We start from the raw sequence: 25939 nt of genomic DNA on the forward strand, positions 1-25939 counted from the left end.
CTCAATCTATGCAACACTGGCGGCCGTGACGGAGCTCTTCGGATTTTGCGAGTGTTGTCGGCCCTGACGCGCCGCTGCTTGTCCGACCCGTTTCCTTGGAGCTTTTCCACATGTCTTTCCCAGTCGCCCGCTCGGTCGTGTTGCGCCCACCCACGTCCGGGTCGCCCCCGGCCGGTCCCACGGCGTTGCGCGTCCCGGACCTGCTCCATGCCACCGACCAGGCCGCCGACGACGTGCTCAGCGGCCGCTGCGACCAACTGCTGCCCGCCGGCGGCGTACCGCAGTCGCGGCGCTGGTTCACCCGCATCCACGGCGACGACGAGCTGGACGTTTGGTTGATCAGCTGGGTGCCCGGCCACGCCACCGAGCTGCACGACCACGGCGGCTCGCTGGGTGCGCTGACCGTCGTGTCCGGATCGCTCAACGAATTCCGTTGGGACGGAAGCAAATTGCGGCGCCGTCGGCTTGACGCCGGGGACCAGGCCGGGTTTCCGCTGGGCTGGGTGCACGACGTGGTGTGGGCGCCCCGGCCCGTCCCCAGGGCGCTGCCCGGATCCGCGCCGACGATCGCGGCGCCGGTGACGCCGACGCTGAGCGTGCACGCCTACTCGCCGCCGCTGAGCGCGATGTCGTATTACGAAGTCACCGACCGCAACCGGCTGCGCCGCCGGCGCACCGAGCTGACCGACCAACCGGAGGGGTCACGATGAGCCGTATCGACGTCGTCTTGCGGTCGGCCCGGCGCCGTCTGCGTCGGCTGCCGGCCACCGAGGTACCCGACGCGCTGCGGCGCGGGGCGGTGCTCGTCGACATTCGGCCGCAAGCCCAGCGAACCAGCGCGGGCGAGGTGCCGGGCGCGCTGGTCATCGAGCGCAACGTCCTGGAATGGCGCTGCGACCCGACCAGCGATGCGCGGCTGCCGCAGGCCGTCGGCGACGACGTCGAATGGGTGATCCTGTGCTCGGAGGGCTATACCTCGAGCCTGGCCGCCGCGGCGCTGTTGGACATCGGGCTGTACCGCGCCACCGACGTCGTCGGCGGCTATCGGGCGCTGGCCGATGCCGGCGTGCTCACCGAGCTGGCCGGGCTCAGTCAGTCATTGGCATGGAGCAGCGGCCGCAGCCGCGCGGTCTTGTCCGGCGTCCAGCCCGGCGGCGACAACACCGCGGCCCAGCCGTCGGCCACGTCGGCGACATAGCGGTGGCCGTGCCCGTCGGGCACATCCACGGCCACGGCCATGTCCGCGGACACTTGCAAGAACGTCACCACCGGAATCCACCGCGTCTGCGGCAGTACGTCATAGCCGCGCCGTTCGCGCAGCCAGTCCGGCTTGGCGAACAGCAGATCCGGCGTCCACCAGGCAATGGGGTCGGAGGCGTGCTGCAGATACACCACCCGCGGTGTCCCCCACGGCTTATTGGGGCGATCCAAATTGCTTGGGCGAGCGACGAATCGGGCATTGCGGCCGTCGTTGTAGATGGGCAGCCACTCCGGTGACCCGGCGTCGCGGGTGGAGGTCAGGTCCTTCCAGATCGTGTTGTTGAACGTCGGTCCGCTGAACAGCGCCCCGTCGGTGCGGGCCAACACGTTGTTCAGGCTCATGAACGGCGCCTCGCCGCCGAAGGACCCCAGGCTTTCGCCGAACACGACGAGCTTGGGCCGCTGCGCCTCGGGCAGTTGCCGGATCAAGCTGTCGACGGCCTCGAACAGCGCCTGCCCCGCGTGCCGAGCGTTCTCCTTGTCCACCAGGAAGGACAGCCAACTCGGCAGGAACGAGTACTGCATGCTCACGATCGCGGTGTTGCCGTTGTACATGTATTCCAGCGCCGAGGCTTCGGCTTCGTTGATCCAGCCGGTTCCGGTGGTGGTGGCCACCGCCACGACGGCGCGCTGCAGTCCGCCGGCCCGCTGCAGTTCGCGCGCGGCCAGCTCGGCGGTCGCGGTGATGCCGTCCGCGGAATTCAGTCCGGCGTAGGCGCGGATCGGTTGGGTGGCGGGCACGCCGTTGAAGCGCGTGAGGTCCCCGATTTTTGGGCCGCCGTTGACGAAGATGCGGCCCTGGTGGCCCAGGGATTCCCACGACACCAGCGATTGCGGGCCGCCGGATTGCAGCGGCGTCGTCGGCGGGCGGGTATCCGGGTTCATCTCGTTGTTGACCGCGGCGAACGTGCTGTTCATCGTGCGCATCGCGAACTTGATGACCACACCGTTGAGCAGGGTGATGGTCAGCACGACCAGCAGGACCACCACGACGGTGGCCGAGACCCGGAACGGTGCGATCCGATCCAGTTGCCGCACAAGGAAACTGAACAGGATGCGGATGGCCTGGCCGATCTCGACGATGGTGAACAGCACGATGATCGACAGCCCCGCGGCGATCGGGTAGTCGTACCACTTCAGGTGTTCGACGCCCATCAGGTCGCGTACGTCGTCCTGCCAGACGTGGAACCAGATCGCCATCAGCACCATGCCGATCGCCCCGACCGGCACCAGCACCTTCCACGCCCAGCGCGGCGGCGGCGGGCTGGACTCCTTGGAGCGCATGTACCGGACCAGCCAGACGGCGAAAACGCCCAGCCCGTAGCCGATGGCACCGGAGATCCCGCTGACCAGGCCCTGAAACAGCGCGCCGCGCGGCAGCAGTGACGGCGTCAGCGAAAACCAGATGAAGATCAGGCCGACCGTGGTGCCGGTGAACGTGTAGTGGCGAACCCAAAACGGCTTGGTGGCAATGTCATTCGCGTCCGCGGCCTGATCGGCGGTGAGGATGTCCGGGGCCGCTTCGGCTCTGGTCGCCACGCCGACGTCTGCGTCGTCGTGCGTGCCGGTCGCCGAACCCGCCTCGGTCACGGAAGTAGTTTAGCGGTGGGTGAAATCGGGGGCGCGCTTCTCGATGAATGCCGCCATGCCCTCGGACTGGTCGGCGGTCGCGAAAGTCGAATGGAACAGCCGACGTTCGTAGAGCAGCCCTTCGGCCAGGGTCGATTCGAAGGCGCGGTTGACGGCTTCTTTGGCCATCCGGGCCGCCGACAGCGACATCTGCGAAATCGTGGTGGCGACGGCTTTCGCCTCGGTCAGCAGGTCGTCGGCGGGCACCACTCGCGAAACCAGGCCGCTGCGTTCGGCTTCCTCGGCGCCGATGGTGCGACCGGTCAAAATCAGGTCCATCGCTTTGGCCTTGCCGATCGCCCGGGTGAGCCGCTGCGAACCGCCCATTCCCGGCAGCACCCCGAGTTTGATCTCGGGCTGGCCGAACTTCGCGGTGTCGGCCGCGATCAGCAGGTCGCACATCATCGCGAGCTCGCAGCCCCCGCCGAGCGCGTAGCCGGCGACGGCGGCGATGGTCGGGGTGCGGACCTGCGCCAACTTGTTCCAGGCGCCGAAGAAGTCGGCGGCGAACGCATCGGCAAACGTCAGTCCCGCCATCTCCTTGATGTCGGCCCCGGCGGCAAATGCCTTGGCCGAGCCGGTGATGATGATCGCCCCGATTCCCGGGTCCCGATCGAATTTTGTCGCCGCACTGGTGACTTCGTCCATCACCTGGCTGTTGAGTGCGTTGAGCGCCTGCGGTCGGTTAAGGGTGATGATGCCGACCCGCGCATGGCGCTCGACCAGAATGGTTTCGTAGCTTTCGGAGCTTGTCTCGCTGCTTGTCTGGCTCACCGAACCGCCTTTCTAGAAACTCAAGTCGTCGTCGACCGGCGCAAAGTACGCGTCGACGTCTGCCGCGGTGACCGCGTCGAGGTTCGGTGGCGACCACTTCGGATTGCGATCCTTGTCGATGATCTGCGCCCGAATTCCTTCTACCAGATCGTGTGAGCGTGCCGCGGCCGAGGACACCCGATAGTCCTGCACCAGAACGTCTTCCAGCGTGTCCATTTTCGCGGCCCGGCGCACCGCCTGCAGCGTCACCGACACGGCGATGGGGGACCGGGTGGCGATCAGGTCGGCGGCGGCGTGTGCCGCACTCGCGTCGTGTGCGCGCAGCGCGGCGACGATGTCACCGACGGTGTCGCCAGCAAAGCATTCGTCGATCCAATGCCGTTGTGCAGCAAGCTCGCTGGGCGGCGGTTTGACGCCGTGGGTGGCCACTGCGCCGTCGACGCCGTCGTCGATGATCGTCTGGGTGAAGGCGCCGAGTCGGTCGTGCGGGACGAAGTGGTCGGCGAACCCCAGCGCGATGGCGTCGGCCCCGGAGAACGGCGCCCCGGTCAAGGCGGCGTAGAGGCCCAGCGCACCCGGTGTCCGGGACAGCAGATAGGCCCCGCCGACGTCGGGGACGAACCCGATGCCGACCTCGGGCATCGCGATCTTGGAGGTATCGGTCACCACCCGGACGTTGGCATGCGCGCTGACGCCGACGCCGCCGCCCATCACGATGCCGTCCATCAGCGCCACGTACGGCTTGGCGAACCTGCCGATTTGGGCGTTGAGCAGGTATTCGTCCCGCCAGAACTTGCGGACCTCGACGCCGTCCGTGCGGGCACTGTGGTAGACCGCGACCACGTCGCCGCCGGCGCACAGTCCGCGTTCGCCGGCTCCGGCGAGCACGACCGCGCGCACCGCGTCGTCATCGTGCCAGCGGGCGAGCAGGGGGCGCAGCGTGTCGACCATCGAATGGGTGAGCGAGTTGATGGCCTTGGGGCGGTTGAGGGTGATCAGGCCGATGCCGTTGTCGACACGGGTCAAAATCTCTGCGGTGTCGTCGCCGGTCTCGTCGGTCACGCCTGCCGTCACTCCTCCTGCCACGCCGGAGCCTCCCTTTGCCGAAATCCCTGACCAGCAATCTAGAGCGTGACCGCCGGAGCAACCCGCGTGGGTAAGGATTGTGTGGGTAAGGATTGTGTATGAGCCGGCGACAGCGGCCGCACCTGGCGATACGCTGAACAACACCAGTTCCGCTGGGAACTCGGGAAAACGGCTGATCGTTGAGTAGGTGTTCGCACAGCTCGAAGCCACAGTCTTAGGAGAGGATCCGACGGTGCGGGAGACCAGCAACCCGGTATTTCGTTCGCTGCCCAAGCAGGGCGACGGATATGCGCAGTTCGGCACTGGCGCGGCCCCGCTGCAGCAGGGCTACTACCAGGCCAACAGCCCTTACACGGCTCCATATCAGGAGGCCAAGGCCTCCCGTCCGCTGACCATCGACGACGTCGTCACCAAGACCGGCATCACGCTGGCCGTGCTGATGACGTCCGCGGTCGTCTCGTTTTTCCTGGCGGCCAACAACCCCGCGCTGGCCGCGCCGCTGACCTTTATCGGCGCGATCGGCGGCTTGGTGTTGGTGTTGATCGCCACGTTCGGCCGTAAGCAGGACAACCCGGGGATCGTGCTGAGCTACGCCGTCCTGGAAGGGCTGGCGCTCGGTGCCATCTCTCTGCTGCTTACGTTCCAGGTCTCGGTCGGCAGTGGCCGCGCGGTCAACGCCGGGGCGATGATCGGCGAGGCCATCCTCGGCACGCTGGGGGTGTTCTTCGGCATGCTCGTGGTCTACAAGACCGGCGCCATCCGGGTGACCCCGAAGTTCACCCGCATGGTGGTCGCGGCGCTGTTCGGCGCGGTGTTTTTGATGCTCGGCAACTTCGTGCTGGCCATGTTCGGTGTCGGCGGCGGTGAGGGCCTGGGCCTGCGCAGCGGCGGCACCGTTGCGATCATCTTCTCGCTGGTCATGATCGGGATCGCGGCGTTCAGCTTCCTGATCGACTTCGACGCGGCCGACCAGATGATTCGGGCGGGTGCGCCGGAGAAGGCGGCCTGGGGCATCGCGTTGGGCCTGACCGTGACCCTGGTCTGGTTGTACCTCGAGATCCTGCGTCTGCTCAGCTACTTCCAGGGCGAACGCTAACCCACTCGTCGCGAAAGCCGGCGGGCCCACGGGCCCGCCGGCTTTTTCGTGCGCTTAGGCAATACCGGATGGCGTGCGGACAGTGTGCGGCTGCGGTGGGTGCGCCCGGCGCGTCGGCGCCCCGGGCGCACGCCGCACGCCCGGAACGCACACGCAATACCCGCTAGCTGAGCCGTTCGAAGATCATGGCCATGCCCTGGCCGCCGCCGACGCACATGGTCTCCAGACCGAACGTCTTGTCGTGGGTTTGCAAATTGTTGATCAGCGTGGTGGCGATGCGGGCACCGGTCATCCCGAACGGGTGGCCCAGGGCGATCGCGCCACCGGAGACGTTCAGCTTCTCCTCGTCGAGCCCCAGCTCGCGCGCCGAGCCCAGCACCTGCACGGCGAACGCCTCGTTGATCTCGAACAGGTCGATGTCGTTGATCGACATGCCCGCCTGGGCCAGCGCCTTTTTGGACGCCTCGATCGGGCCCAGCCCCATGATTTCCGGCGACAGGCCGCTGACGCCGGTGGACACGATGCGGGCCAGCGGCGTGAGGCCTAGCTCCTTGGCCTTGGTGTCGCTCATGATCACCAGCGCCGCCGCGCCGTCGTTGAGCGGGCAGGCGTTGCCCGCGGTCACGGTGCCGTTCGGCCGGAACACCGGCTTGAGCTCGCTGATCTTCTCGTACGTGGTGCCGGGACGCGGCCCGTCGTCGGTGCTGACCGTGGTTCCGTCGGGCAGCGTCACCGGGGTGATCTCGCGCTCGAAGAACCCGGTCTTGATCGCCTCCTCGGCGCGGTTCTGGCTGCGCACGCCCCAACGGTCCTGGTCTTCACGGCTGATGCCGGTCAGCAAGGCGACGTTCTCGGCCGTTTGGCCCATGGCGATGTATACGTCGGGCAGGTTCCCCTCGGCGCGCGGGTCGTGCCACTCGTCGGCGCCGCCGGCCGCGCCCGCGGACCGCTCCTGCGCCTCGTCGAACAGCGGGTTTTTGGTGTCCGGCCACGAGTCGGCGCTGCCCTTGGCGAAGCGGGACACGGTTTCCACGCCGGCGGAGATGAACACGTCACCCTCGCCCGCCTTGATCGCGTGGAACGCCATCCGAGATGTTTGCAGCGACGACGAGCAGTACCGGTTGACGGTGGTGCCGGGCAGGAAGTCGTAGCCGAGCTCGACGGCGATGACACGCGCCAGGTTGAATCCGGACTCGCCGCCCGGCTGGCCGCAGCCCAGGATCAGGTCGTCGATCTGATGCGGGTTCAGGGCGGGCACCTTGTCCAACGCGGCGCGCACGATCTGGACGGTCAGGTCGTCGGGGCGCATGTTGACCAGCGAACCCTTCATGGCGCGTCCGATCGGCGAACGGGTGGCGGAGACGATGACTGCTTCGGGCATGACGATTCCCTTCATACGAGATGGCACGCGTGACGGGCGGGGTGGCACACCCAACCGCGACGGCTACCGCAAATCTAGTCTGCCAACCGGTCAGTTGGACGACGGGGCGACCGAACTGGGCGCCGGGCGCCGCCACAGCCGCGACATCGCGTTCAGCGGGGTGTGGCCGCCGCTGACCGTCGGTGTGGCGGCGCGTGCCGCCAGGTTGAGCACCGGGCTTTGTACCTCGACACCGAGCGCATCGCACAGCGCCACCAGCAACTGGGCCGCGGCCAGGCCGTAGGCCGTCGGGGACGGGTGAAAGCCGTCGGCGGAGAACATCAGCTCGGGGGTAGCCCGGAACTGGGGCGCCAGCAGCTGAGCCAGCGGCACCGGCACACCGCCGGCGGCGCGCACCGCCGCGGCCTGGGCCCGCGCCAGCTGGGTGGTGCGGGCGTGCGCCAGCGAACGCAGCGGCTGCGGGATCGCGGTGATCACCCCGAGGTCCGGGCAGGTGCCCACGACCACGACGGCCCCGCGCGACGTCAGCTTGCGCACGGTCGTGCCGAGGCGCCGCGCGGACTGGCTGATGCCGTTCAAAGCGGTGACGTCGTTGGCGCCGATCATGACCACCGCGGCGTCCGGCGGCGGGCCCGCCACGAACATCGCGTCGACCTGCCCGCGCACGCCCTTTGAGGTGGCGCCGACAATTGCCTTGGTGCTCAACCGAATTCGCTTGCCGGTCTGTTCGGCTAGGCCGCGTGCAATGAGCACTCCGGGCACCTCTTCGGCGCTCGCGCAGCCGTACCCGGTGGCGGTCGAGTCGCCGAAGATCATGAAGTGCAGATCCGCGGACATACCGCGCTGCCACCGCTGAACTTCGCCGCCGCCCGGGCCGTACACGCCGTCGGCGCGGGGCGGGATGTCCCAGGCCTTCGGGATGACGGTGCGCGCGTGCGTGGCCTGGCCGACCAGCAGGTTCCGCGCGCCCAGATAGGCAGTCCCGGTCGACGCGAGTGCCCCCGCCGTGGCCAGGGCGATGGTCGAACGACGTGGCACCCTGATGCTCACGAAATCAGTTTAGATCGGCTGTCATGTTTGCGCGGTCGCCCGGCAAACAATCTGGTCACGGTGTGAACCAGATGTGGTATCAAATCAGACTCTTTAAACGTTGTGCTCAGTATTGGCTGCGAAGCTGATTTTCGACGGGTTGGCTGAACGACTCGGCGCATCGAAATGAACTGAGCGCTCGGCTTGCTCGTACACATGCTGAATCGCACTACAAGGGCGTAGGAGTGTCGAGCATGACCGCACCGAGCGAGGTTTCCGGCTCGCCCCGGAACACCACCTACCTAAGAGACGTGCTCAAGTCTCGCAGAGCCGCCGCGCGTAAGTTTGCGGTGAGCGACGGCGCGCCGGTCGAGGTCGTCGAGTCCGGCCCCAGCGTGCAGGGCCGAGTGGCCGCGCTGGCGTCTCGCGCGACCATCCGGCCGATATTGGCTGCCGGCAGCCACGTGCCTACCTTGCCGTGGCCGTGGGGGCTGATCGACCTCGCGGCCCGGGCCCTGTTGCCGGCCTCGGCAACCGTGCGCCAGACGGTGAAGCTGCCGCACGCCGGCGCCCAACTGGTCCGCGCCCCCGGCGTGCTGCCCGCTGACGGCACTCGGCGCGTAGTCCTGTACTTTCACGGCGGCGCGTTCCTGACGTGCGGAGCGAACTCGCACGGGCGCGTGGTCGAAGCGATCTCCACGTTTGCCGACGCGCCCGTTCTGATCGTCAACTACCGATTGCTGCCCAAGCATTCGATCGGCATGGCGCTGCAGGACTGCCACGACGGCTACCGCTGGTTGCGTCGGCGTGGCTACCAGCCGGATCAGATCGTGCTTGCCGGCGATTCCGCCGGCGGGTATCTCGCGCTGTCCCTCGCGCAGCGACTGCAGGAGGAGGGCGAGGAGCCGGCGGCGCTGGTGGCGATCTCGCCGCTGCTGCAACTGGCAAAGCAATACAAGCAGACGCATCCCAACATCAAGACCGATGCGATGTTTACTGCCAAGGCTTTTGACGCGCTGGGCGAACTGGTTGCCAGCGCGGCGCGCAAGAACATCGTCGACGGCAAGGCCGAGGAGATCTACGAACCGCTCGAGCACATCAAGCCCGGCCTTCCGCGCACGCTGATTCACGTTTCCGGGTCCGAGGTGCTGCTGCACGACGCCCAGTTGGCGGCGAGCAGGCTGGCCGCGGTCGGGGTGCCGGCCGAGGTGCGGGTGTGGCCCGGCCAGGTGCACGACTTCCAGTTGGCGGCGCCGCTGGTGCCCGAGGCGGTGCGCTCGCTGCGCCAGATCGGTGAGTACATCCGCGAAGCCACCGGCTAACCCCGGCCGTTCGCCCGGCAGCGTGAGGCGGTGTGCGCGCGCCGAAAACGCCTGAGACCATGAATACATGCGAATTGCGCAACACATCAGTGAGCTCATCGGCGGCACCCCGCTGGTCCGCTTGAACTCCGTCATTCCCGCCGGCGCCGGCACTGTTGCGGCAAAGATCGAGTACCTCAATCCGGGCGGCAGCTCCAAGGACCGCATCGCGGTCAAGATGATCGATGCCGCCGAATCCGCCGGGCTGCTCAAGCCGGGCGGCACCATCGTCGAACCCACTTCCGGCAATACCGGCGTCGGCTTGGCGCTGGTGGCCCAGCATCGTGGCTACAAGTGCGTCTTCGTCTGCCCGGACAAGGTCAGCGAGGACAAGCGCAACGTGCTGATCGCCTATGGCGCCGAAGTGGTGGTGTGCCCGACCGCAGTCCCGCCGGAACACCCGAACAGCTACTACAGCGTCTCCGACCGGCTGGTTCGGGAGATCGACGGCGCCTGGAAGCCCGACCAGTACGCCAACCCCGAAGGCCCCGCCAGCCACTACGCGACCACCGGCCCGGAGATCTGGGCCGACACCGACGGCAAGATCACCCACTTCGTCGCGGGCATCGGCACCGGCGGGACGATCACCGGCGCGGGCCGCTACCTCAAGGAGGCGTCGAATGGCCGCGTCCGCATCATCGGCGCGGACCCGGAGGGCTCGGTGTACTCCGGGGGCAGCGGCCGGCCCTATCTGGTCGAGGGCGTCGGCGAGGATTTCTGGCCCGCGGCTTACGACCCGGCGGTGCCCGATCAGATCATCGCGGTGTCCGACTCCGACTCGTTCGACATGACCAGGCGGCTGGCCCGCGAGGAGGCGATGCTGGTCGGCGGCTCGTGCGGGATGGCCGTCGTCGCCGCGGCGAAGGTGGCCGAGGAAGCCGGTCCGGATGCCCTGGTCGTGGTGTTGTTGCCCGACGGCGGCCGCGGCTACATGTCGAAGATCTTCAATGACGCGTGGATGTCGTCGTATGGCTTCCTGCGGACTCGGCTGGACGGCTCGACCGAGGAGCCGACGGTCGGGGACGTGTTGCGCGGCAAGTCGGGCGCCCTGCCTGACCTGGTGCACACCCATCCCTCGGAGACGGTGCGCGACGCCATCGGCATTCTGCGGGAGTACGGCGTCTCGCAGATGCCGGTGGTGGGCGCCGAGCCGCCGGTGATGGCGGGCGAGGTCGCCGGCAGTGTGTCCGAGCGCGAGCTGCTCTCGGCGGTGTTCGAGGGCCGGGCCAAGCTGGCCGACGCCGTCGCCGAGCACATGAGCCCGTCGCTGCCGATGATCGGCGCCGGCGAACTGGTGGGGGTCGCCGGAAAGGCGCTGCGGGACAAGGACGCGCTGATGGTTGTCGAGGAAGGAAAACCCGTCGGGGTCATCACCCGGTACGACCTTTTGGGCTTCCTGTCGGACGGGCCGCGCCCGCAATCCGGGCGGCGCTGACGGCCCGTTCGGCGTCGCTGCGGGTGCGCCGCTCAGGTACTGTGATGCGGCTAGTTCGAACCGCTGTGGAGGGTTGCACGTGACCGATCAACCACCGACCGATCAACCGCCGCTTTCGACCCCGCCCGAACCGTCTGGCGGCCACCAGCCGCCCGCAGGCGGGTACGAGCCCTCCGCTGCGACGCCCGGCGGCTCCTACCCGCCGCCACCGCCGCCGCCGGGCGGCGGCTCCTACCCGCCACCGCCGCCGCCGTCTGGGGGATATGCACCGCCGCCGCCGGGACCGGCGATCCGGACCCTGCCGACGCAGTCTTACACCCCCTGGGCCACCCGAGTGCTGGCCCTGCTCATCGACTACCTGCCCTACCTGGTCCTGCAGGGCATCGCCGGCGGCATCATGTACCTCACGCCGGAGTCCACGTGTGTCACCAACATCAGCCAGTACGACGTGAGCCAGTTCTGCGACACCCAACCCTCGCTAATCGGTCAGTTGGCCCAATGGCTGGCGACGCTGGTGGGTTTGGCGTATTGGGTCTGGAACCGTGGCTACCGACAGGGCACCACGGGTTCGAGCCTGGGCAAGACGGTGATGAAGATCAAGGTGGTCAGCGAGACCACCGGCCAGCCGATCGGATTCGGGTTGTCCGTCGTACGCGACCTGGCCCACTTCGTCGACGCGATCATCTGCTTCGTCGGGTTTCTGTTCCCACTGTGGGACGCCAAACGCCAGACCCTGGCCGACAAGATCCTGACGACGGTGGTCCTGCCGATCTGATCGGCTCGCCGCTGTCTAGGCTGGTCGTCGATGACCGAAAACCCTGACGGACGCGACGGAATCAAGGGATTGGCCACCAAGGCCATCCACGCCGGCTACCACCCCGACCCGGCCACCGGGGCCGTCAACGCCCCGATTTACGCCAGCAGCACGTTTGCCCAGGACGGTGTCGGCGGCTTGCGCGGCGGATTCGAGTACGCGCGCACCGGCAACCCCACCCGCGCCGCGCTGGAGGCGTCGCTAGCAGCGGTGGAGGGCGGCGCCTTCGCCCGCGCGTTCAGCTCAGGGATGGCGGCCACGGACTGTGCACTGCGCGCGATGCTGCGCCCCGGCGATCACCTGGTGATTCCCAATGACGCCTACGGCGGCACATTCCGGTTGATCGACAAGGTCTTCAGTAAGTGGAACGTCGCCTACACACCGGCGGCGCTGTCGGACCTCGACGCGGTGCGGACCGCGATCACCCCGCAGACCCGGCTGATCTGGGTGGAGACACCGACAAATCCGCTGCTGTCCATCGCCGACATCGCCGCCATCGCCGAGATGGCCAAACAGCATTCGGCAAAAGTATTGGTGGACAGCACTTTTGCTTCACCCGCGCTGCAGCAGGCGTTGGCGCTGGGTGCCGACGTGGTACTGCACTCCACCACCAAATACATCGGCGGGCACTCCGATGTGGTGGGCGGCGCGCTGGTCACCAACGACAAGGCGCTCGACGACGCGTTCGGCTTCCTACAGAACGGCGCCGGCGGGGTGCCGGGCCCGTTCGACGCCTACCTGACCATGCGCGGACTCAAGACGCTGGTGCTGCGGATGCAGCGGCACAGCGAAAACGCCTTGGCCGTAGCGGAATTCCTGGCCGGGCACCCCGCGGTCGGCACCGTCCTGTATCCGGGTCTGCCGAGTCATCTCGGGCACGAGGTGGCCGCGCGGCAGATGAGCGGTTTCGGCGGCATGGTCTCGGTGCGCATGCGCGGCGGGCGCGCCGCCGCCGAAAAGCTTTGCGCGGCCACCAAAGTGTTCATCCTGGCCGAATCGCTCGGCGGGGTCGAATCGCTGATCGAACATCCCAGCGCCATGACGCACGCGTCGACGGCCGGGTCGCAGTTGGAAGTTCCCGACGACCTGGTGCGGCTGTCGGTCGGCATCGAGGACGTCGCCGACCTGCTGGCCGACCTCGAGCAAGCCTTGGGCTAGTTCGAGGAGGAACTACTCGTGGTACGGCTCCGCGCTCACCAGCGTGACCTCGACGGTGTTGCCGTTGGGCACGGTGTAGGTGCGCGTCTCGCCCTCCTTGGCGTCGATCAACGCACCGCCCAGCGGTGAGTTCGGCGAATACACCTCGAGCTTGCCGTCCTTGACACCCTCCTGGCGGGTGGCGATCAGGAAGGTCTCGGTGTCGTTCTTGTCGCCGTTGTAGTAGACCTTCACCACCGAGCCGGGCAGCGCGACGCCGGACTGCTTCGGCGCCTCGCCGACCTTCGCGTTGTTGAGCAGGTCCTGCAGCTGGCGGATGCGGGCCTCCTGCTGGCCCTGCTCCTCGCGAGCGGCGTGATAGCCGCCGTTCTCGCGCAGGTCGCCCTCCTCACGGCGGTCGTTGATCTCCGCCGCGATCACCGGGCGGTTCGCAATGAGCTGATCGAGCTCGGCCTTGAGCCGGTCATGTGATTCCTGGGTCAGCCAGGTCACCTGAGTGTCCGTCATCGCGTCGTGCTCCTCGTCCTGTTGCTCCGCGTATCTGCGTAAGTCTCTGAACTCCGCCGATGGGAGTGTCTGGGTTCCGCCCCGTGCTGCCGCTCCGTTTTGCTCACGGCCGCTAATGCAGCAATACACGGTCCCAGCTGGAACCGTGCATTCACCCATGTTACCACCGTGGAAACTGCCGATGACGACATTTGGCGTTCACTTTTGTGGACGATCAGGCCGGGCGCAGATAGTCGGGGACGTCGGTGCCGCACCCGTAGATATCCGCCATCGCCGGCGGCGCCGACGACTTCACGGTGGTCGTGACCTGCACTGTTGTCTGCGCGGACGGTGGGACCAGCACTTCGCGCCGCCCCGTCTCGCGGCCGTCTTTGGATCGCACCCGCACGATGCAGTCCACCGGCCGGGACGGGTCAGATCGCGTCACGCTGATCGTTATTGACGCCGTTTCCGCGTCGAGGACCGCGTAGCCGGCCAGCGACCCCGAGACGGCGCTGGTGCCCAGCCGCTGGTAGCCGACGATCGCGATGCCGGTGCCGGCCGCGAGCACCAGCACCCCGAGCCCGATGGCCAGCCGGCGGCGCGACACGCGGGACAGTCGGGAACGCCCGTAGCGGGATTCCGGGCGGGGGACGGAAGGCGGGGTCATGGGGCTTCACCGGGGACTGGTCTGCTGCCGGGCCGGTTGGGCGACAGCGTGCAACATCGAAGAACTGGAATTATAGGGTCCTTATAGGCTCGGGGGAGACCAGCGGATCCGACAAGGGGACACGTGAGCGAACTGCGATTGATGGCGGTGCACGCCCACCCCGACGACGAGTCCAGCAAGGGCGCGGCCACCCTGGCCCGCTACGCCGACCAGGGGCATCGCGTGCTGGTTGTCACGCTCACCGGGGGCGAGCGCGGCGACATCCTCAATCCGGCGATGGACCTGCCCGACGTCAAAGAGCACATCGCCGAGATTCGCCGGGACGAGATGGCCAAGGCCGCCGAAATCCTCGGCGTCGAGCACACCTGGCTCGGCTTCATCGACTCGGGCCTGCCCAAGGGCGATCCGCCGCCACCGCTGCCCGACGGATGCTTCGCGCTGGTGCCGCTCGAGCAGCCCGTCGAGGCCCTGGTGCGGGTGGTTCGAGAGTTCCGCCCGCACGTGCTCATCACCTACGACGAGAACGGCGGCTACCCACATCCGGATCACATTCGCTGCCACCAGGTTTCGGTCGGAGCGTACGAAGCGGCCGCCGACTATGCCCGCTTCCCGGATGCCGGCGAGCCGTGGGCGGTGTCCAAGCTGTACTACGTGCACGGGTTTTTGCGTCAACGGATGCAGTTGCTCCAGGACGAATTCGCCAAGCGTGGCCAGGAGGGCCCGTTCGGCCGGTGGCTGGAGTACTGGAAGCCGGAGCACGACCCGTTCGACAAGCGGGTGACCACCCGGGTGGAGTGTTCGGAGTACTTCAGCCAGCGCGATGACGCGCTGCGCGCCCACGCCACCCAGATCGATCCCAACGCGGAGTTCTTCGCCGCGCCGATCGCCTGGCAGCAGCGGCTGTGGCCGACCGAGGAGTTCGAGTTGGCCCGCTCGCGGGTGCCGGTGCGGTTGCCCGAGGACGACCTGTTCGCCGGGATCGAGAACCACCCGTGAGGCACCTGCTACTGGCGGTGATCGCCGACGGCACCCCGCGCAACACCGGGCCCGATTTCGGCAAAGCCAGCCCGATCGGGTTGCTGGTCGTCGTGCTGCTGTTGATCGCCACCTTGTTCCTGCTGCGCTCGATGAACCGGCAGCTGAAAAAGGTGCCCGAGTCCTTCGACCCCACCCACCCCGAGCCCGATCAAGCCGCCGACGAGGGCACCGACCCGGTCGTCCCCCCGCCCGACGAAACCCCGGGGCCGGCGAACGGATCGAGTCGGCCGTCGGGATCCGGTGATGAGTCCGGCTGAATCCGCCGGGGCGAACACCTTGGGGCTGGCCGCCAGTCCCTATCTGCGTCAGCACGCCGACAATCCGGTGCACTGGCAGCAGTGGACTCCGCAGGCGATGGCCGAGGCGGCCGCGCGCGACGTCCCGATCCTGCTCTCGATCGGCTACGCGGCGTGTCACTGGTGTCACGTGATGGCTCACGAATCGTTCTCCGACGACGAGGTGGCCGCCGCAATGAACGCGAACTTCGTCTGCGTCAAGGTCGACCGCGAGGAACGCCCCGACATCGACGCGGTTTACATGAATGCCACAGTCGCTCTCACCGGGCACGGCGGCTGGCCGATGACGTGCTTTCTGACGCCGGATGGCCGGCCCTTCTTCTGCGGCACCTACTATCCGAAAGACGGATTCCTGCAACTGCTTTCGGCGGTCACCGACACCTGGCGGGATCGCCGCGGCCAAGTCGAGGAGGCGTCCGACCAGATCGTCGGCGAGCTGCGCAAGATGGCCGGGGTGCTGTCCAACGCGGGCGGGGGCGGCCCCGACATCGATCCGGGCCTGTGCGACCACGCCGTTGCCACCGTGCTCGCCGGCTTGGACACAGTGCACGGCGGCTTCGGCGGGGCGCCCAAATTTCCGCCGTCGGCGATGCTCGAAGCACTGCAGCGCCACTACGAGCGCACCGGCTCGGCGGCGTCGCTGCAGGCCGTCGCACGCACCTGCGCTGCCATGGCGCGCGGCGGCATCTACGACCAACTCGCCGGCGGATTTGCCCGTTACAGCGTCGATAATGCTTGGGTCATACCGCATTTCGAGAAAATGTTGTACGACAACGCCTTGCTGCTGCGCGCCTATGCGCACTGGGCCCGGCGTACCGGAGACCCGCTGGCGCGCCGGGTCACCGGACAGACCGCGCGGTTTCTACTCGACGAGCTAGCCGACGGCGCGCTGTTCACCTCGTCGCTGGACGCGGACGCGGGCGGGCGCGAAGGCGCCAGTTATGTCTGGACGCCCGAGCAGCTGACCGGGGTGCTCGGGCCCGACGACGGTCCTTGGGCCGCAGAGGTTTTCGCGGTCACACCGTCCGGCACCTTCGAGCACGGGACGTCGGTGCTGCAACTGCCCAACGACCCAGCCGATCAAGATCGGCTGGAAGGTGTTCGGGCCGCGCTGCTGGCCGCGCGGCTGACCCGAACCCAGCCGGGCCGCGACGACAAGGTCGTCACGGCCTGGAACGGTCTGGCGATCACCGCGCTAGCCGAGGCGAGTGTGGCGCTCGAGGACCCCGAGCTGGCACGCGCGGCGCGGCGCTGTGCGACGGCGGTGCTCGACTTGCACCGGGTGGATGGTCGGCTGCGGCGGGCCAGCCTGGGTGGGGTGGTCGGCGACAGCGCCGCCATCCTCGAGGACTACGCGATGCTGGCCACCGGGCTGCTGGCGCTCTACCAGCTGACCGTCGAGGACAGCTGGCTGTCCGCGGCGCGCGAGCTGCTTGACACCGCCTGCGAGCATTTCGCCGATCCGCAGCAGCCCGGCCGCTGGTACGACACCTCCGACGACGCCGAGCAGCTGATGCTGCGCCCCGCCGACCCGCTGGACGGGGCCACACCGTCGGGCGCAGCGACCATCACCGAGGCGCTGCTGACCGCCGCACACCTGGTCGACAGCGCCACGGCGCCGCGCTATCTGACGGCGGCGCTGCAGACGTTGGGCGCGCACGCCGTGTTGTTGGCGCGGGCGCCGGCCTCGGCCGGGCATTGGCTGGCCGTGGCCGAGGCCGCGGTGCGCGGCCCGCTGCAGGTCGCGGTCGCCTGCGACTCCGCGCGGTCGGCGCTATTGGCCGACGCGCGCCGGCTGGCTCCCGGCGGCGCGATCGTGGTGGGCGGCAAGATGGACTCGTCGGCGCTGCTGGTCGGCCGCGATCGGGTCAACGGCGCCGACGCCGCCTACGTGTGCCGCGGCCGGCTCTGCGACCTGCCGGTGACCCGCCCGACCGACCTGGCCGCCGCGTTGGGCGTACACCCGTAACCGCCGCGAAACTGTATTCCGCGACGCATTTCGCGAGTAATGGCTCGCTGGTTGCGAGCAGTCCCGCGAGTCGGGGTCAGAAGACCACAAACCACATCGCGATGTAATGGCAGATTGCCGCGATCGCGGTGCAGGCATGGAAGAACTCGTGGTAGCCGAACGTCGTCGGCCAGGGGTCGGGCCAGCGCAGTGCGTAGAGAATGCCGCCGATGCTGTACAGCGCGCCGCCGACGAACAGCAGCACCATGGCAGCCACCCCCGCGTTGTGCAGGATTTCGCCGGTGTACCAAACCGCGACCCACCCCAGCAGGATGTACAGCGGCACGCCGACCCACCGCGGCGCCGTCGGCCACAGCATCTTCAGCAAAATCCCGGCCGCCGCGCCGCCCCACACGATTGACAGCACCACGCGCCCGTCCTGCGGGGAGAGGGCGAGCAGCGCAAAGGGCGTGTAGCTGCCCGCGATGAAAACGAAGATCATCGAGTGGTCGGCCCGCTTCATCCATTTCTGGGCGGTCGCCGATTTCCAGTGCACCCGATGATAGGTGGCGCTGACGGAGAACATCACGATGGTGGCGGCGGTGTACAGCAGCGTCGCCAGGCCGGCGCGGGTCGACCCCACTGCCCACGACACCGCGACCAGCGAAGCGCCCGCGAATACGGCGGTCGCCGCGGAATAGACGTGGATCCAGCCCCGGAACCGCGGCTTGGTCAATACCCGGGCCACACCCTCGACCAGGTGTTGGGTCGCGTTGGCGGTGAGTCCCTGCGGTTCGGACTGCTCCGTCGTGGTCTGACTCATCTCTCCTGCTGCCTTCGTCCGATGACGGTCGAATTGCCGATGCCTACATCGATAAACAGTAGCTCGCGCCGGCGGGCTCGCCGCGGCGTCGAGCGCGGTGACATGCTGCGGAATTCCCCGAGAACAGGCGTCGGCTCACAGTAGGGTGGACGTTCGTGGAGATCATCCCGCCGCGGCTCAAAGAGCCGTTGTATCGCGTCTACGAGCTACGGCTGAGGCAGGGCCTGGCCGCTTCGAAGTCGCAGCTGCCGCGGCATATCGCGGTGTTGTGTGACGGGAACCGGCGCTGGGCCCGCGACGCCGGATACGACGACGTCAGCTACGGCTACCGGATGGGCGCGGCCAAGATCGCCGAGATGCTGCGCTGGTGTTCCGAAGCCGGCGTCGAGATGACCACCGTGTATTTGCTGTCCACCGAAAACCTGCAGCGCGATCCCGACGAGCTGGCCGGCCTGATCGAAATCATCACCGACGTCGTCGAGGAGATCTGCGCCCCGGCCAACCGCTGGAGCGTGCGCACGGTCGGCGACTTGGAACTGCTCGGCGATGGGCCGGCCCGCCGGTTGCGCGAGGCGGTCGAGTCCACACCCAGCGCCGCGCCCTTCCACGTCAACGTGGCGGTCGGCTACGGCGGCCGTCAGGAGATCGTCGGGGCGGTGCGCGCGCTGTTGAGCAAGGAACTCGCCAACGGCGCGACCGCGGAGGAACTGGTCGAGTCGGTGACGGTCGAGGCCATCTCCGAAAACCTGTACACCTCCGGGCAACCCGACCCCGATCTCGTTATCCGCACCTCGGGTGAGCAACGACTGTCCGGGTTCTTGCTGTGGCAGAGCGCGTATTCGGAGATGTGGTTCTGTGAGACGCATTGGCCCGCGTTCCGCCGCGTCGATTTCCTGCGTGCGTTGCGTGACTACAGCCAGCGGGATCGCCGGCACGGCAAGTAGCCGCGGTTGTGCCCGACCGCCCGGCGAACGCCGTTAAGCGCCAGGTCGGTTGCGTGCCACACTGAGTAGATGGCTGCGCTGTCGGCTGTGGTGTTCGCGTTGAGCGGTTGGCTCGGGTTGTATCTGCTGTCCCGTGACCCGCGTAAACCGGTGCTGGTCCTGGCGGCGACGGGGCTGTGTGGCTTCGCACTGGTGGTGGCGCTGGATGCGGTGCGCACCGCCACCTCGGTGCAAACCCATGCCGGGTTGCTCAGCCGCGTCGAGATCTACCTGGTGGCCGTCCCCAGCGTGGCCTGGTTCGCGGTACTGGTCGAGCTGTCCGGGCCCGGTGACCGGTGGCGGGCCCGCACCCGGGAGCTGCTGCTGATCGCCGGCGTCGCGGCGCTCACTTTGCTGGCGGCCGCGATCGCCGGCAGCGTCGACGGTCCGTTGCGGCCCGGCCATCTGCTGATGTTCGCGGTGATCTCGGTGTCCACCCTCGCCGCGATGGCGGCCCTGCTGATGCGCCGGTCGGCCCAGCCGATGCCCGTCGGTCGCAGCGGGCTGGGGATGGCCGTGATCGCGACGCTGTTCTTCGCGCTGGGCAACGCCATCCTGATCATTCCGCTGGGTTTGGTGCCGAGCTGGCTGGCCCTGGCGTCGACGGGATTCGACGTGCTGCTGCTGGGCGTGGCGGTGGCGGTGTGGGATGCGTTCGACGAGGGCCAGGCGCTGCGGGCGGACATGCGGCGCTCGTTCGCCGGCTCGGCGGTGGTCACCGTACTGTTCGCCGGTCAGGTGCTGATCGGTCTGGGGCTGACGCGCGATACACCGTCGGCGCAGACCGCGCTGACGGTGCTGCTGTTCACCATCGTGGCGATCGCGCTGGCGGTGCAGGTGCTGGCCGACCCGCTGGCCGGTGTACTCGACCGGTTGGCATTTGCGAAATCGCCTGCGCTGCAAGCAGATCGGGCCGCACTGCGACACACGGGCGCGGCGCTGCCGCTTCGATCGGAATATCCGCTGGACGACGTCGACGACGAAACCTTCGCCAGACTCACCCGTCGGGCCCTGGGCCACTACGGCGACCTGACCAAACTGGTGGCCAGCCCGTTGACCGCGCTGCCGGCGATCGACGAGCGGCTGGCGGCTCGCGGCGCGCCCGATCAGCCGGTCGAGCGGGCCAACGAACTCAAAGCCCTACTCGCCGAAGGTATTTCGCGGCTCAAACCGCGTGACGGCGGCGACTTCGGCACCACCGAGGAATGGCGGTACTACAACTCGCTGTATTTCCCCTACGTCGTCGGGGTGCGTGCATACGCCCAGAACGCGACGGCGTCGGGTCTGGATCCCACCGCGCGTCGGGCCTGGCAGTGGTTCGTCACCGAGGTCCCGCAACGCTCGCTGCACAACTGGCAGAACGCGGCGGCCCGGCTGATCGCCGCCGATCTGCGCGGACGAGTGACCGTCCCCAGCGACTAGCGTCGCCGCGCGGTGCGCAAAACCTGCCTTTTGTGTACATGCAGCGGCGTTATTTGGCTGACAACTCCGGTTGTAATGGCAATGCGGCCGATTTTCGGTTGAGCTGGCAACGAATACGGAATGCGCGGGCAACCGGTTCGCGTCGTGTGATCCCGATATGCCAGGGGGACTTATGCTGTCGTCGGCCATTTCACCCGTGCAGCTGTCGCGAGTCGTCGAACGGCTGCGTCATCGCGTCTTTCAATTACATCAGCGCATGGTTCCGCCGCGGGTGGTCATGATGGAAATGATCATGAACGCGTGGGCCTCGCAGGCGATTACCGCCGCAGCTGACCTCGGTATCGCCGACGCGTTGGCCAAGTCGCCGATGACGGTGGACGAACTGGCCGCCGCGGTCGATGCCGATGCCGACACCCTGAGTCGTCTGATGCGGGGCCTGATCTCGCGTGGCATTTTCCGTCGCCGCCGCGACGGACGCTACGAGCTCACGCCGGTGGGGGACACGCTGCGCAGCGAGGGCGAGGCATCACTGCGGGCGTTGGCCCGTTTTGTGGGCTCCCCCCAGGACCGGGAGCACTGGAGTTACCTGACGCGGTCCATCCGTACCGGACGAGCGGTGGTTCCCGAGCTGCGCGGCAAGTCGTACTTCGAGTACCTCACGGAGCAGCCGGACCTCGACGAGGTTTTCAACGACGCGATGACCAGCATGTCCGCCTTGGCGATCCCGCCGGTGATCGCCGCCTACGACTTCAGCCGTTTCCCGACGGTCGTCGACGTGGCCGGTGGGTACGGGGGGCTACTCGCCGCCATCCTGACCGCCACGCCCAAAGCGCGCGGGATTCTGTTCGACCAACCGCACGTGATCGCCGGCGCCTCGGCGCTGCTCGAGCAACAGCGGGTGGCCGACCGGGTCAAGCTGGTCGAGGGTTCGTTCTTCGAGAGCGTGCCTGACGGTGGCGACGGCTACGTCCTCAAACACATCATTCACGACTGGCCCGACGACGAGGCGGTGCAGATCCTCGGCAACGTCCGCAAGGCCGCCGGGGTTGGGAAGCACGTCCTGATCGTCGAATTCGTCGTCCCGGAGCACAACCGCGAGTTCGCCGGGCATTGGTTGGATCTGGAGATGCACGTAAACGTCGACGCCCGCGAGCGCACGGCGGGGCAATACGGCCGGTTGCTCGATCGCGCTGGTTTCCGGATGACCCGGGTGGTCGAAACCGTGTCGCCGATCAGCATCGTCGAGGCGATCGCCGTCTGATGCGAAGTTGATCACAGGCGACGGGGAATAGGCGGACAAAATGCCTGGTCATCCATATCGTGGCAGCAACTGGCAGCGCCATGCGTCGATCCGGCAGTGCACCGGCAGCACGCTGAGACGCAGTTCGACACCATCCGTCATCGCAAGGAGTAACCACATGTCCGCTGTAACCGGCATCCCGAAGATGCGCCTGTACGACGCGACCGACTCGTTGCTGCGGTTCGCCATGCGAGTGGACGCGACGCTGACGGGGCTGTGCGGTCTGGCCGCCGCCCTGTTCGCCGATCCGCTCGCCGAGCTGACCGGGCTGAGCTCCAACCTGCACTTCGCCGTCGGCGCGGTCTTCGTGTTCTACGGTCTGACGGTTTACGGTCTGACCGGCCTGCAGGACCTGCGCAGCGTGGGCGTCGGCGTCGTGGTGGCCAACATCGTGTTGACGCTGCTGGCCTTTGGCGCGGTGGAGGCCCTGCCCATGACGGCGACAGGGGTGGGCATGGCCGTGGCTCTCGGCTTGGTGACTGCTGCCCTCGCCTGGCTGCAGTACCGGGGATTACGCAGGTTGCCCGCGTAATCCCAGTCCCGCCGGAGCGGGGCGCCGCCGGGCTCGGCACGGTGCCGCGGCGGACCGCCCCGCTTCGGCTCGTCAAGTGCATGCGGGGGCCGGTAAGGACCCTAGACAGAGCCCCGGCGATCACAGCTTGCGCAGTCGCAGGCGGTTGATGGAGTGGTCGGCGTCCTTGCGCAGCACCAGTGTCGCGCGCGGACGGGTGGGCAGGATGTTCTCGACCAGGTTCGGCCGGTTGATGGACCGCCAGATCTCGCGGGCCGCGGCAACGGCTTTGGTGTCGTTGAGCGCCGAGTAGTGGTGGAAGTGCGATTGCGGATCGGCAAAGGCGGTGCCGCGCATGGCCAGAAACCGCGAGATGTACCACTGTTCGATGTCTTCGATTCGGGCGTCGACGTACAAGGAGAAGTCGAACAGGTCCGACACCATCAGCGTCGGGCCGGTCTGCAAGACGTTCAGACCCTCCAAGATCAGGATGTCGGGGTGCCGGACGACGTGTTTGGCGCCGGGGATGATGTCGTAGCGCAGGTGCGAATACACCGGTGCGCACGCGTAGTCGGAACCCGATTTGACCGACGTGACGAATCGCATCAGCGCCCGGCGGTTATAGCTTTCCGGAAAGCCTTTGCGGTGCATCAGGTTTCGCCGATCCAACTCCGCGTTCGGGTACAGGAACCCGTCGGTGGTGACCAAGTCGACGCGTGGATGGTGATCCCAGCGCGCCAGCAATGCCTGCAACACACGCGCGGTGGTGGACTTCCCGACCGCGACGCTGCCGGCCACCCCGATGATGAACGGAACCGGCCGGTCGGGATTTTGCTGCGGCTCGCCGAGGAACTCCGCGGTGGCGGCGAACAATCGTTGCCGGGCCGCGACCTGCAGATGAATGAGCCGGGCCAGCGGCAGATAGACCTCCTCGACCTCGAGCAGGTCGATCTGCTCGCCCAGCCCGCGCAGGCCGACGAGTTCCTCTTCAGTGAGGGCCAGCGGCGTCGACATGCGCAACGCGCGCCACTGCTTTCGGTCGAACTCCACGTAAGGGCTCGGCTCGCTCAGCCGGGGCATAAGTGCCAGTGTGGCAGGGACGAGTGCAGGCCACACGGCTGGGCTGGGTAAAACGACCGCTGGAATAGACTGACGGCTGTGACTGCTGCACCCGACGCCCGCGTATCCACGTCCGTGATGTCCGCACCGCTCGCCGAGGTCGATCCGGACATCGCCGAGCTGCTCGGCAAAGAGCTGGGCCGTCAGCGCGACACCCTGGAAATGATCGCGTCGGAGAACTTCGTGCCGCGCTCGGTGCTGCAGGCGCAGGGCAGCGTGCTGACCAACAAGTACGCCGAGGGGCTGCCCGGGCGGCGCTACTACGGCGGTTGCGAGCACGTCGACGTCGTGGAGAACATCGCCCGCGACCGGGCCAAGGCGCTGTTCGGCGCCGACTTCGCCAACGTACAGCCGCACTCCGGCGCGCAGGCCAACGCCGCGGTGCTGCACGCGCTGATGTCGCCCGGGGAGCGGCTGCTGGGTCTGGACCTGGCCAACGGCGGGCATCTGACCCACGGCATGAAGCTCAACTTCTCCGGCAAGCTGTACGAGAACGGCTTCTACGGCGTGGACCCGACGTCGCATCTGGTCGACATGGACGTGGTGCGCGCCAAGGCGCTCGAGTTCCGCCCAAAGGTCATCATCGCCGGCTGGTCGGCCTACCCGCGGATCCTGGACTTCCCGGCGTTCCGGTCGATCGCCGACGAGGTCGGCGCCAAACTCTGGGTCGACATGGCGCACTTCGCGGGGCTGGTCGCCGCCGGGCTGCACCCCTCGCCGGTGCCGCACGCCGACGTGGTGTCGACCACAATCCACAAGACGCTGGGCGGCGGCCGCTCTGGAATGATCCTGGGCAAGCAGGAGTACGCCAAGGCCGTCAATTCGGCGGTGTTCCCCGGCCAGCAGGGCGGCCCGCTGATGCACGTGATCGCGGGCAAGGCGGTCGCACTGAAGATCGCCGGCACCCCGGAGTTCGTCGAGCGCCAGCAGCGCACGCTGTCCGGCGCCCGGATCCTGGCCGACCGGCTGCTGGCCGCCGATGTGGCCAAGGCCGGCGTCTCGGTGGTCAGCGGCGGCACCGACGTGCATCTGGTGCTGGTCGATCTGCGCAACTCGCCGCTGGACGGGCAGGCCGCCGAGGACCTGCTGCACGAGGTCGGCATCACGGTCAACCGCAACGCCGTCCCCAACGACCCGCGCCCGCCGATGGTCACCTCGGGTCTGCGGATCGGGACGCCCGCCCTGGCCACCCGCGGTTTTGGCGACGCGGAGTTTGCCGAGGTCGCCGACATCATCGCCACCGCGCTGGCGGCCGGCACCGCGGCCTCCGAAGGTCAAGTGGCGGGACTGCGGCAGCGGGTCACCAGGCTGGCGCAGGACTTCCCGCTGTACGACGGTCTCGAGGACTGGGCCCTGGTCGGTCGCTGAGGCCGCGACTGGCCCGACACGACGCGGCCCGGGTTTATTTCACCTGTGTCTACGGGTTACAGTTACTGCATGGCACAGAAACCTGTAGCTAATGCGCTGACCCTGGAACTCGAGCCGGTCGTCGAGGCCAACATGGACCGCCACCTCAACACCGAGGACATCTGGTTCGCCCACGACTACGTCCCGTTCGACCGCGGCGAGAACTACGCCTTCCTCGGCGGACGGGACTGGGATCCGTCCAGCATGACGCTGCCCCGCCCCCTCACCGACGCCTGCGAAATTCTCCTGCTGATCAAGGATGACCTGGCCGCTCATCACCGCGAGTTCGTCGAGCACTTCATCCTCGAGGACTGGTGGGGCCGCTGGATCGGTCGCTGGACCGCCGAGGAGCACCTACACGCCATCGCGCTGCGCGAATACCTGGTGGTCACCCGCGAGGTCGACCCCACCGCCAACGAGGAGGCCCGCGTCCGGTACGTGATGCAGGGTTACCGCGCCGACCACTACTCGCAGATCGAGACTTTGATCTACATGGCGCTCACCGAGCGCACCCACGCGGTCTTCACCCGCAACCTCGCCGCCAAGCTCGAGGAGCCCATCCTGGCCGGGCTGGTCGACCGGATCTCGCGTGACGAGGCGCGCCACGAGGAGTTCTTCGCCAACCTCGTCGCGCACTGCCTCGAGTACCGGCGCGACAAGACGATCGCCGCGATCGCGGCCCGGGCCGCCGAACTTCAGGTGGTCGGCGCCGACATCGAGGAGTACCAGGACAAGGTGCAAAACGTCGCTGCCGCCGGAATTTTCGGCACCGACGACCTGCGCCGGGCGATCTCCGACCGGATCAAGGCCTGGGGCGTCGCGGACGAGCCGCAGCTGCGGCAGTTCGTCATCGACTGAGCGGGCCGTTTTCACAGCTCGTCGGTACCCCGGCGTCGGCGCGTCTTGCCCGGCG

25 protein-coding genes are annotated in these 25939 nt (G+C 67.8%); 16 read left to right on the plus strand and 9 right to left on the minus strand.

Annotation, left to right across the window (positions count from 1 at the left end; all coding sequences use genetic code 11):
- The first annotated feature begins 110 nt into the window (after nucleotides 1-110).
- Nucleotides 111-710, plus strand: a complete 600-nt coding sequence (locus AWC25_RS23305; RefSeq protein ID WP_069402063.1) for a cysteine dioxygenase — start codon at nucleotides 111-113, stop codon at nucleotides 708-710.
- Nucleotides 707-1198 carry a rhodanese-like domain-containing protein gene (locus tag AWC25_RS23310; protein ID WP_142279016.1) on the plus strand — a complete coding sequence of 164 codons (492 nt, stop codon included), beginning with the start codon at nucleotides 707-709 and terminating at the stop codon, nucleotides 1196-1198. Before AWC25_RS23305 ends, AWC25_RS23310 begins: the two co-directional genes overlap by 4 nt.
- Here AWC25_RS23310 and AWC25_RS23315 read toward each other — a convergent pair.
- The 3 genes from AWC25_RS23315 to AWC25_RS23325 are packed head-to-tail and all read right to left on the minus strand — an operon-like array spanning nucleotide 1093 to nucleotide 4725.
- Nucleotides 1093-2850 carry an alpha/beta hydrolase gene (locus AWC25_RS23315; protein ID WP_069402062.1) on the minus strand — a complete coding sequence of 586 codons (1758 nt, stop codon included), beginning with the start codon at nucleotides 2848-2850 and terminating at the stop codon, nucleotides 1093-1095. The two genes, AWC25_RS23310 and AWC25_RS23315, sit on opposite strands and share 106 nt — an antisense overlap.
- A gap of 9 nt (nucleotides 2851-2859) precedes the next feature.
- Entirely contained in the window at nucleotides 2860-3663 is an 804-nt protein-coding gene (locus AWC25_RS23320) for an enoyl-CoA hydratase (RefSeq protein WP_069402061.1), read from the minus strand.
- 12 nt (nucleotides 3664-3675) lie between these two features.
- Entirely contained in the window at nucleotides 3676-4725 is a 1050-nt protein-coding gene (locus AWC25_RS23325; protein WP_069402079.1) for an enoyl-CoA hydratase/isomerase family protein, read from the minus strand.
- 256 nt (nucleotides 4726-4981) lie between these two features.
- On the opposite strand from AWC25_RS23325, the gene AWC25_RS23330 reads away from it, so the two are divergent.
- Nucleotides 4982-5845, plus strand: coding sequence for a Bax inhibitor-1/YccA family protein (locus AWC25_RS23330; protein ID WP_069402060.1), 864 nt, complete (start codon nucleotides 4982-4984; stop codon nucleotides 5843-5845).
- A gap of 163 nt (nucleotides 5846-6008) precedes the next feature.
- Here the strand turns inward: AWC25_RS23330 and AWC25_RS23335 are convergent, their stop codons facing one another.
- Both AWC25_RS23335 and AWC25_RS23340 read right to left on the minus strand, forming a co-directional pair.
- On the minus strand, nucleotides 6009-7226 hold the full coding sequence (locus AWC25_RS23335; protein WP_069402078.1) for an acetyl-CoA C-acetyltransferase: 1218 nt from the start codon (nucleotides 7224-7226) through the stop codon (nucleotides 6009-6011).
- A 90-nt stretch (nucleotides 7227-7316) separates the two neighbouring features.
- Nucleotides 7317-8264: an SGNH/GDSL hydrolase family protein gene (locus AWC25_RS23340; RefSeq protein WP_142279018.1), complete on the minus strand. Its 948-nt coding sequence runs from the start codon at nucleotides 8262-8264 to the stop codon at nucleotides 7317-7319.
- Nucleotides 8265-8509: 245 nt separating this feature from the next.
- Between AWC25_RS23340 and AWC25_RS23345 the strand changes: the two genes are divergently transcribed.
- The 4 genes from AWC25_RS23345 to AWC25_RS23360 all read left to right on the plus strand — a co-directional run bounded on the left by AWC25_RS23345 (nucleotide 8510) and on the right by AWC25_RS23360 (nucleotide 13023).
- A complete protein-coding gene (locus AWC25_RS23345) occupies nucleotides 8510-9577 on the plus strand; it encodes an alpha/beta hydrolase (protein ID WP_069402058.1) in 1068 nt (355 codons plus the stop codon).
- A gap of 67 nt (nucleotides 9578-9644) precedes the next feature.
- On the plus strand, nucleotides 9645-11051 hold the full coding sequence (locus AWC25_RS23350; protein ID WP_069402057.1) for a cystathionine beta-synthase: 1407 nt from the start codon (nucleotides 9645-9647) through the stop codon (nucleotides 11049-11051).
- A gap of 79 nt (nucleotides 11052-11130) precedes the next feature.
- Entirely contained in the window at nucleotides 11131-11826 is a 696-nt protein-coding gene (locus AWC25_RS23355; protein WP_085167874.1) for an RDD family protein, read from the plus strand.
- A gap of 30 nt (nucleotides 11827-11856) precedes the next feature.
- A complete protein-coding gene (locus AWC25_RS23360; protein WP_069402055.1) occupies nucleotides 11857-13023 on the plus strand; it encodes a cystathionine gamma-synthase in 1167 nt (388 codons plus the stop codon).
- A 12-nt stretch (nucleotides 13024-13035) separates the two neighbouring features.
- Here AWC25_RS23360 and greA read toward each other — a convergent pair whose 3' ends face one another.
- Both greA and AWC25_RS23370 read right to left on the minus strand, forming a co-directional pair.
- A complete protein-coding gene (gene greA, locus AWC25_RS23365) occupies nucleotides 13036-13530 on the minus strand; it encodes a transcription elongation factor GreA (RefSeq protein WP_069402054.1) in 495 nt (164 codons plus the stop codon).
- 214 nt (nucleotides 13531-13744) lie between these two features.
- The gene (locus AWC25_RS23370) at nucleotides 13745-14179 is read right to left on the minus strand and encodes a DUF4307 domain-containing protein (protein ID WP_069402053.1); all 435 of its coding nucleotides are present in this window, start codon (nucleotides 14177-14179) and stop codon (nucleotides 13745-13747) included.
- A 123-nt stretch (nucleotides 14180-14302) separates the two neighbouring features.
- Between AWC25_RS23370 and mca the strand changes: the two genes are divergently transcribed.
- The 3 genes from mca to AWC25_RS23385 are packed head-to-tail and all read left to right on the plus strand — an operon-like array spanning nucleotide 14303 to nucleotide 17482.
- On the plus strand, nucleotides 14303-15175 hold the full coding sequence (gene mca, locus AWC25_RS23375) for a mycothiol conjugate amidase Mca (protein WP_069402052.1): 873 nt from the start codon (nucleotides 14303-14305) through the stop codon (nucleotides 15173-15175).
- Complete coding sequence (locus AWC25_RS23380; RefSeq protein ID WP_069402051.1) at nucleotides 15172-15474, plus strand: hypothetical protein; 303 nt, start codon at nucleotides 15172-15174, stop codon at nucleotides 15472-15474. The genes mca and AWC25_RS23380 overlap by 4 nt, the downstream gene beginning before the upstream one ends.
- The gene (locus AWC25_RS23385) at nucleotides 15461-17482 is read left to right on the plus strand and encodes a thioredoxin domain-containing protein (protein ID WP_069402050.1); all 2022 of its coding nucleotides are present in this window, start codon (nucleotides 15461-15463) and stop codon (nucleotides 17480-17482) included. Before AWC25_RS23380 ends, AWC25_RS23385 begins: the two co-directional genes overlap by 14 nt.
- Before the next feature lie 76 nt (nucleotides 17483-17558).
- Here the strand turns inward: AWC25_RS23385 and trhA are convergent, their stop codons facing one another.
- Complete coding sequence (trhA, locus tag AWC25_RS23390; RefSeq protein ID WP_085167876.1) at nucleotides 17559-18284, minus strand: PAQR family membrane homeostasis protein TrhA; 726 nt, start codon at nucleotides 18282-18284, stop codon at nucleotides 17559-17561.
- A gap of 155 nt (nucleotides 18285-18439) precedes the next feature.
- On the opposite strand from trhA, the gene AWC25_RS23395 reads away from it, so the two are divergent.
- From AWC25_RS23395 to AWC25_RS23410, 4 genes are all read left to right on the plus strand, one after another.
- Entirely contained in the window at nucleotides 18440-19228 is a 789-nt protein-coding gene (locus AWC25_RS23395) for a (2Z,6E)-farnesyl diphosphate synthase (RefSeq protein ID WP_069402048.1), read from the plus strand.
- A 69-nt stretch (nucleotides 19229-19297) separates the two neighbouring features.
- Nucleotides 19298-20689, plus strand: coding sequence for a hypothetical protein (locus AWC25_RS23400; protein WP_069402047.1), 1392 nt, complete (start codon nucleotides 19298-19300; stop codon nucleotides 20687-20689).
- Between the two features lie 157 nt (nucleotides 20690-20846).
- Nucleotides 20847-21950 carry an acetylserotonin O-methyltransferase gene (locus AWC25_RS23405; RefSeq protein ID WP_232327243.1) on the plus strand — a complete coding sequence of 368 codons (1104 nt, stop codon included), beginning with the start codon at nucleotides 20847-20849 and terminating at the stop codon, nucleotides 21948-21950.
- Nucleotides 21951-22107: 157 nt separating this feature from the next.
- The gene (locus AWC25_RS23410; protein WP_069402045.1) at nucleotides 22108-22521 is read left to right on the plus strand and encodes a hypothetical protein; all 414 of its coding nucleotides are present in this window, start codon (nucleotides 22108-22110) and stop codon (nucleotides 22519-22521) included.
- Between the two features lie 120 nt (nucleotides 22522-22641).
- Here AWC25_RS23410 and coaA read toward each other — a convergent pair whose 3' ends face one another.
- Nucleotides 22642-23580, minus strand: coding sequence for a type I pantothenate kinase (coaA, locus tag AWC25_RS23415; RefSeq protein ID WP_069402044.1), 939 nt, complete (start codon nucleotides 23578-23580; stop codon nucleotides 22642-22644).
- Nucleotides 23581-23697: 117 nt separating this feature from the next.
- On the opposite strand from coaA, the gene glyA reads away from it, so the two are divergent.
- Both glyA and AWC25_RS23425 read left to right on the plus strand, forming a co-directional pair.
- Complete coding sequence (gene glyA / locus AWC25_RS23420) at nucleotides 23698-24987, plus strand: serine hydroxymethyltransferase (protein ID WP_069402043.1); 1290 nt, start codon at nucleotides 23698-23700, stop codon at nucleotides 24985-24987.
- A gap of 69 nt (nucleotides 24988-25056) precedes the next feature.
- Entirely contained in the window at nucleotides 25057-25884 is an 828-nt protein-coding gene (locus tag AWC25_RS23425; RefSeq protein ID WP_085167878.1) for an acyl-ACP desaturase, read from the plus strand.
- Nucleotides 25885-25939: the final 55 nt, after the last annotated feature.

The organism is Mycobacterium sherrisii, from assembly GCF_002102355.1.
Taxonomy (GTDB): Bacteria; Actinomycetota; Actinomycetes; order Mycobacteriales; family Mycobacteriaceae; genus Mycobacterium; species Mycobacterium sherrisii.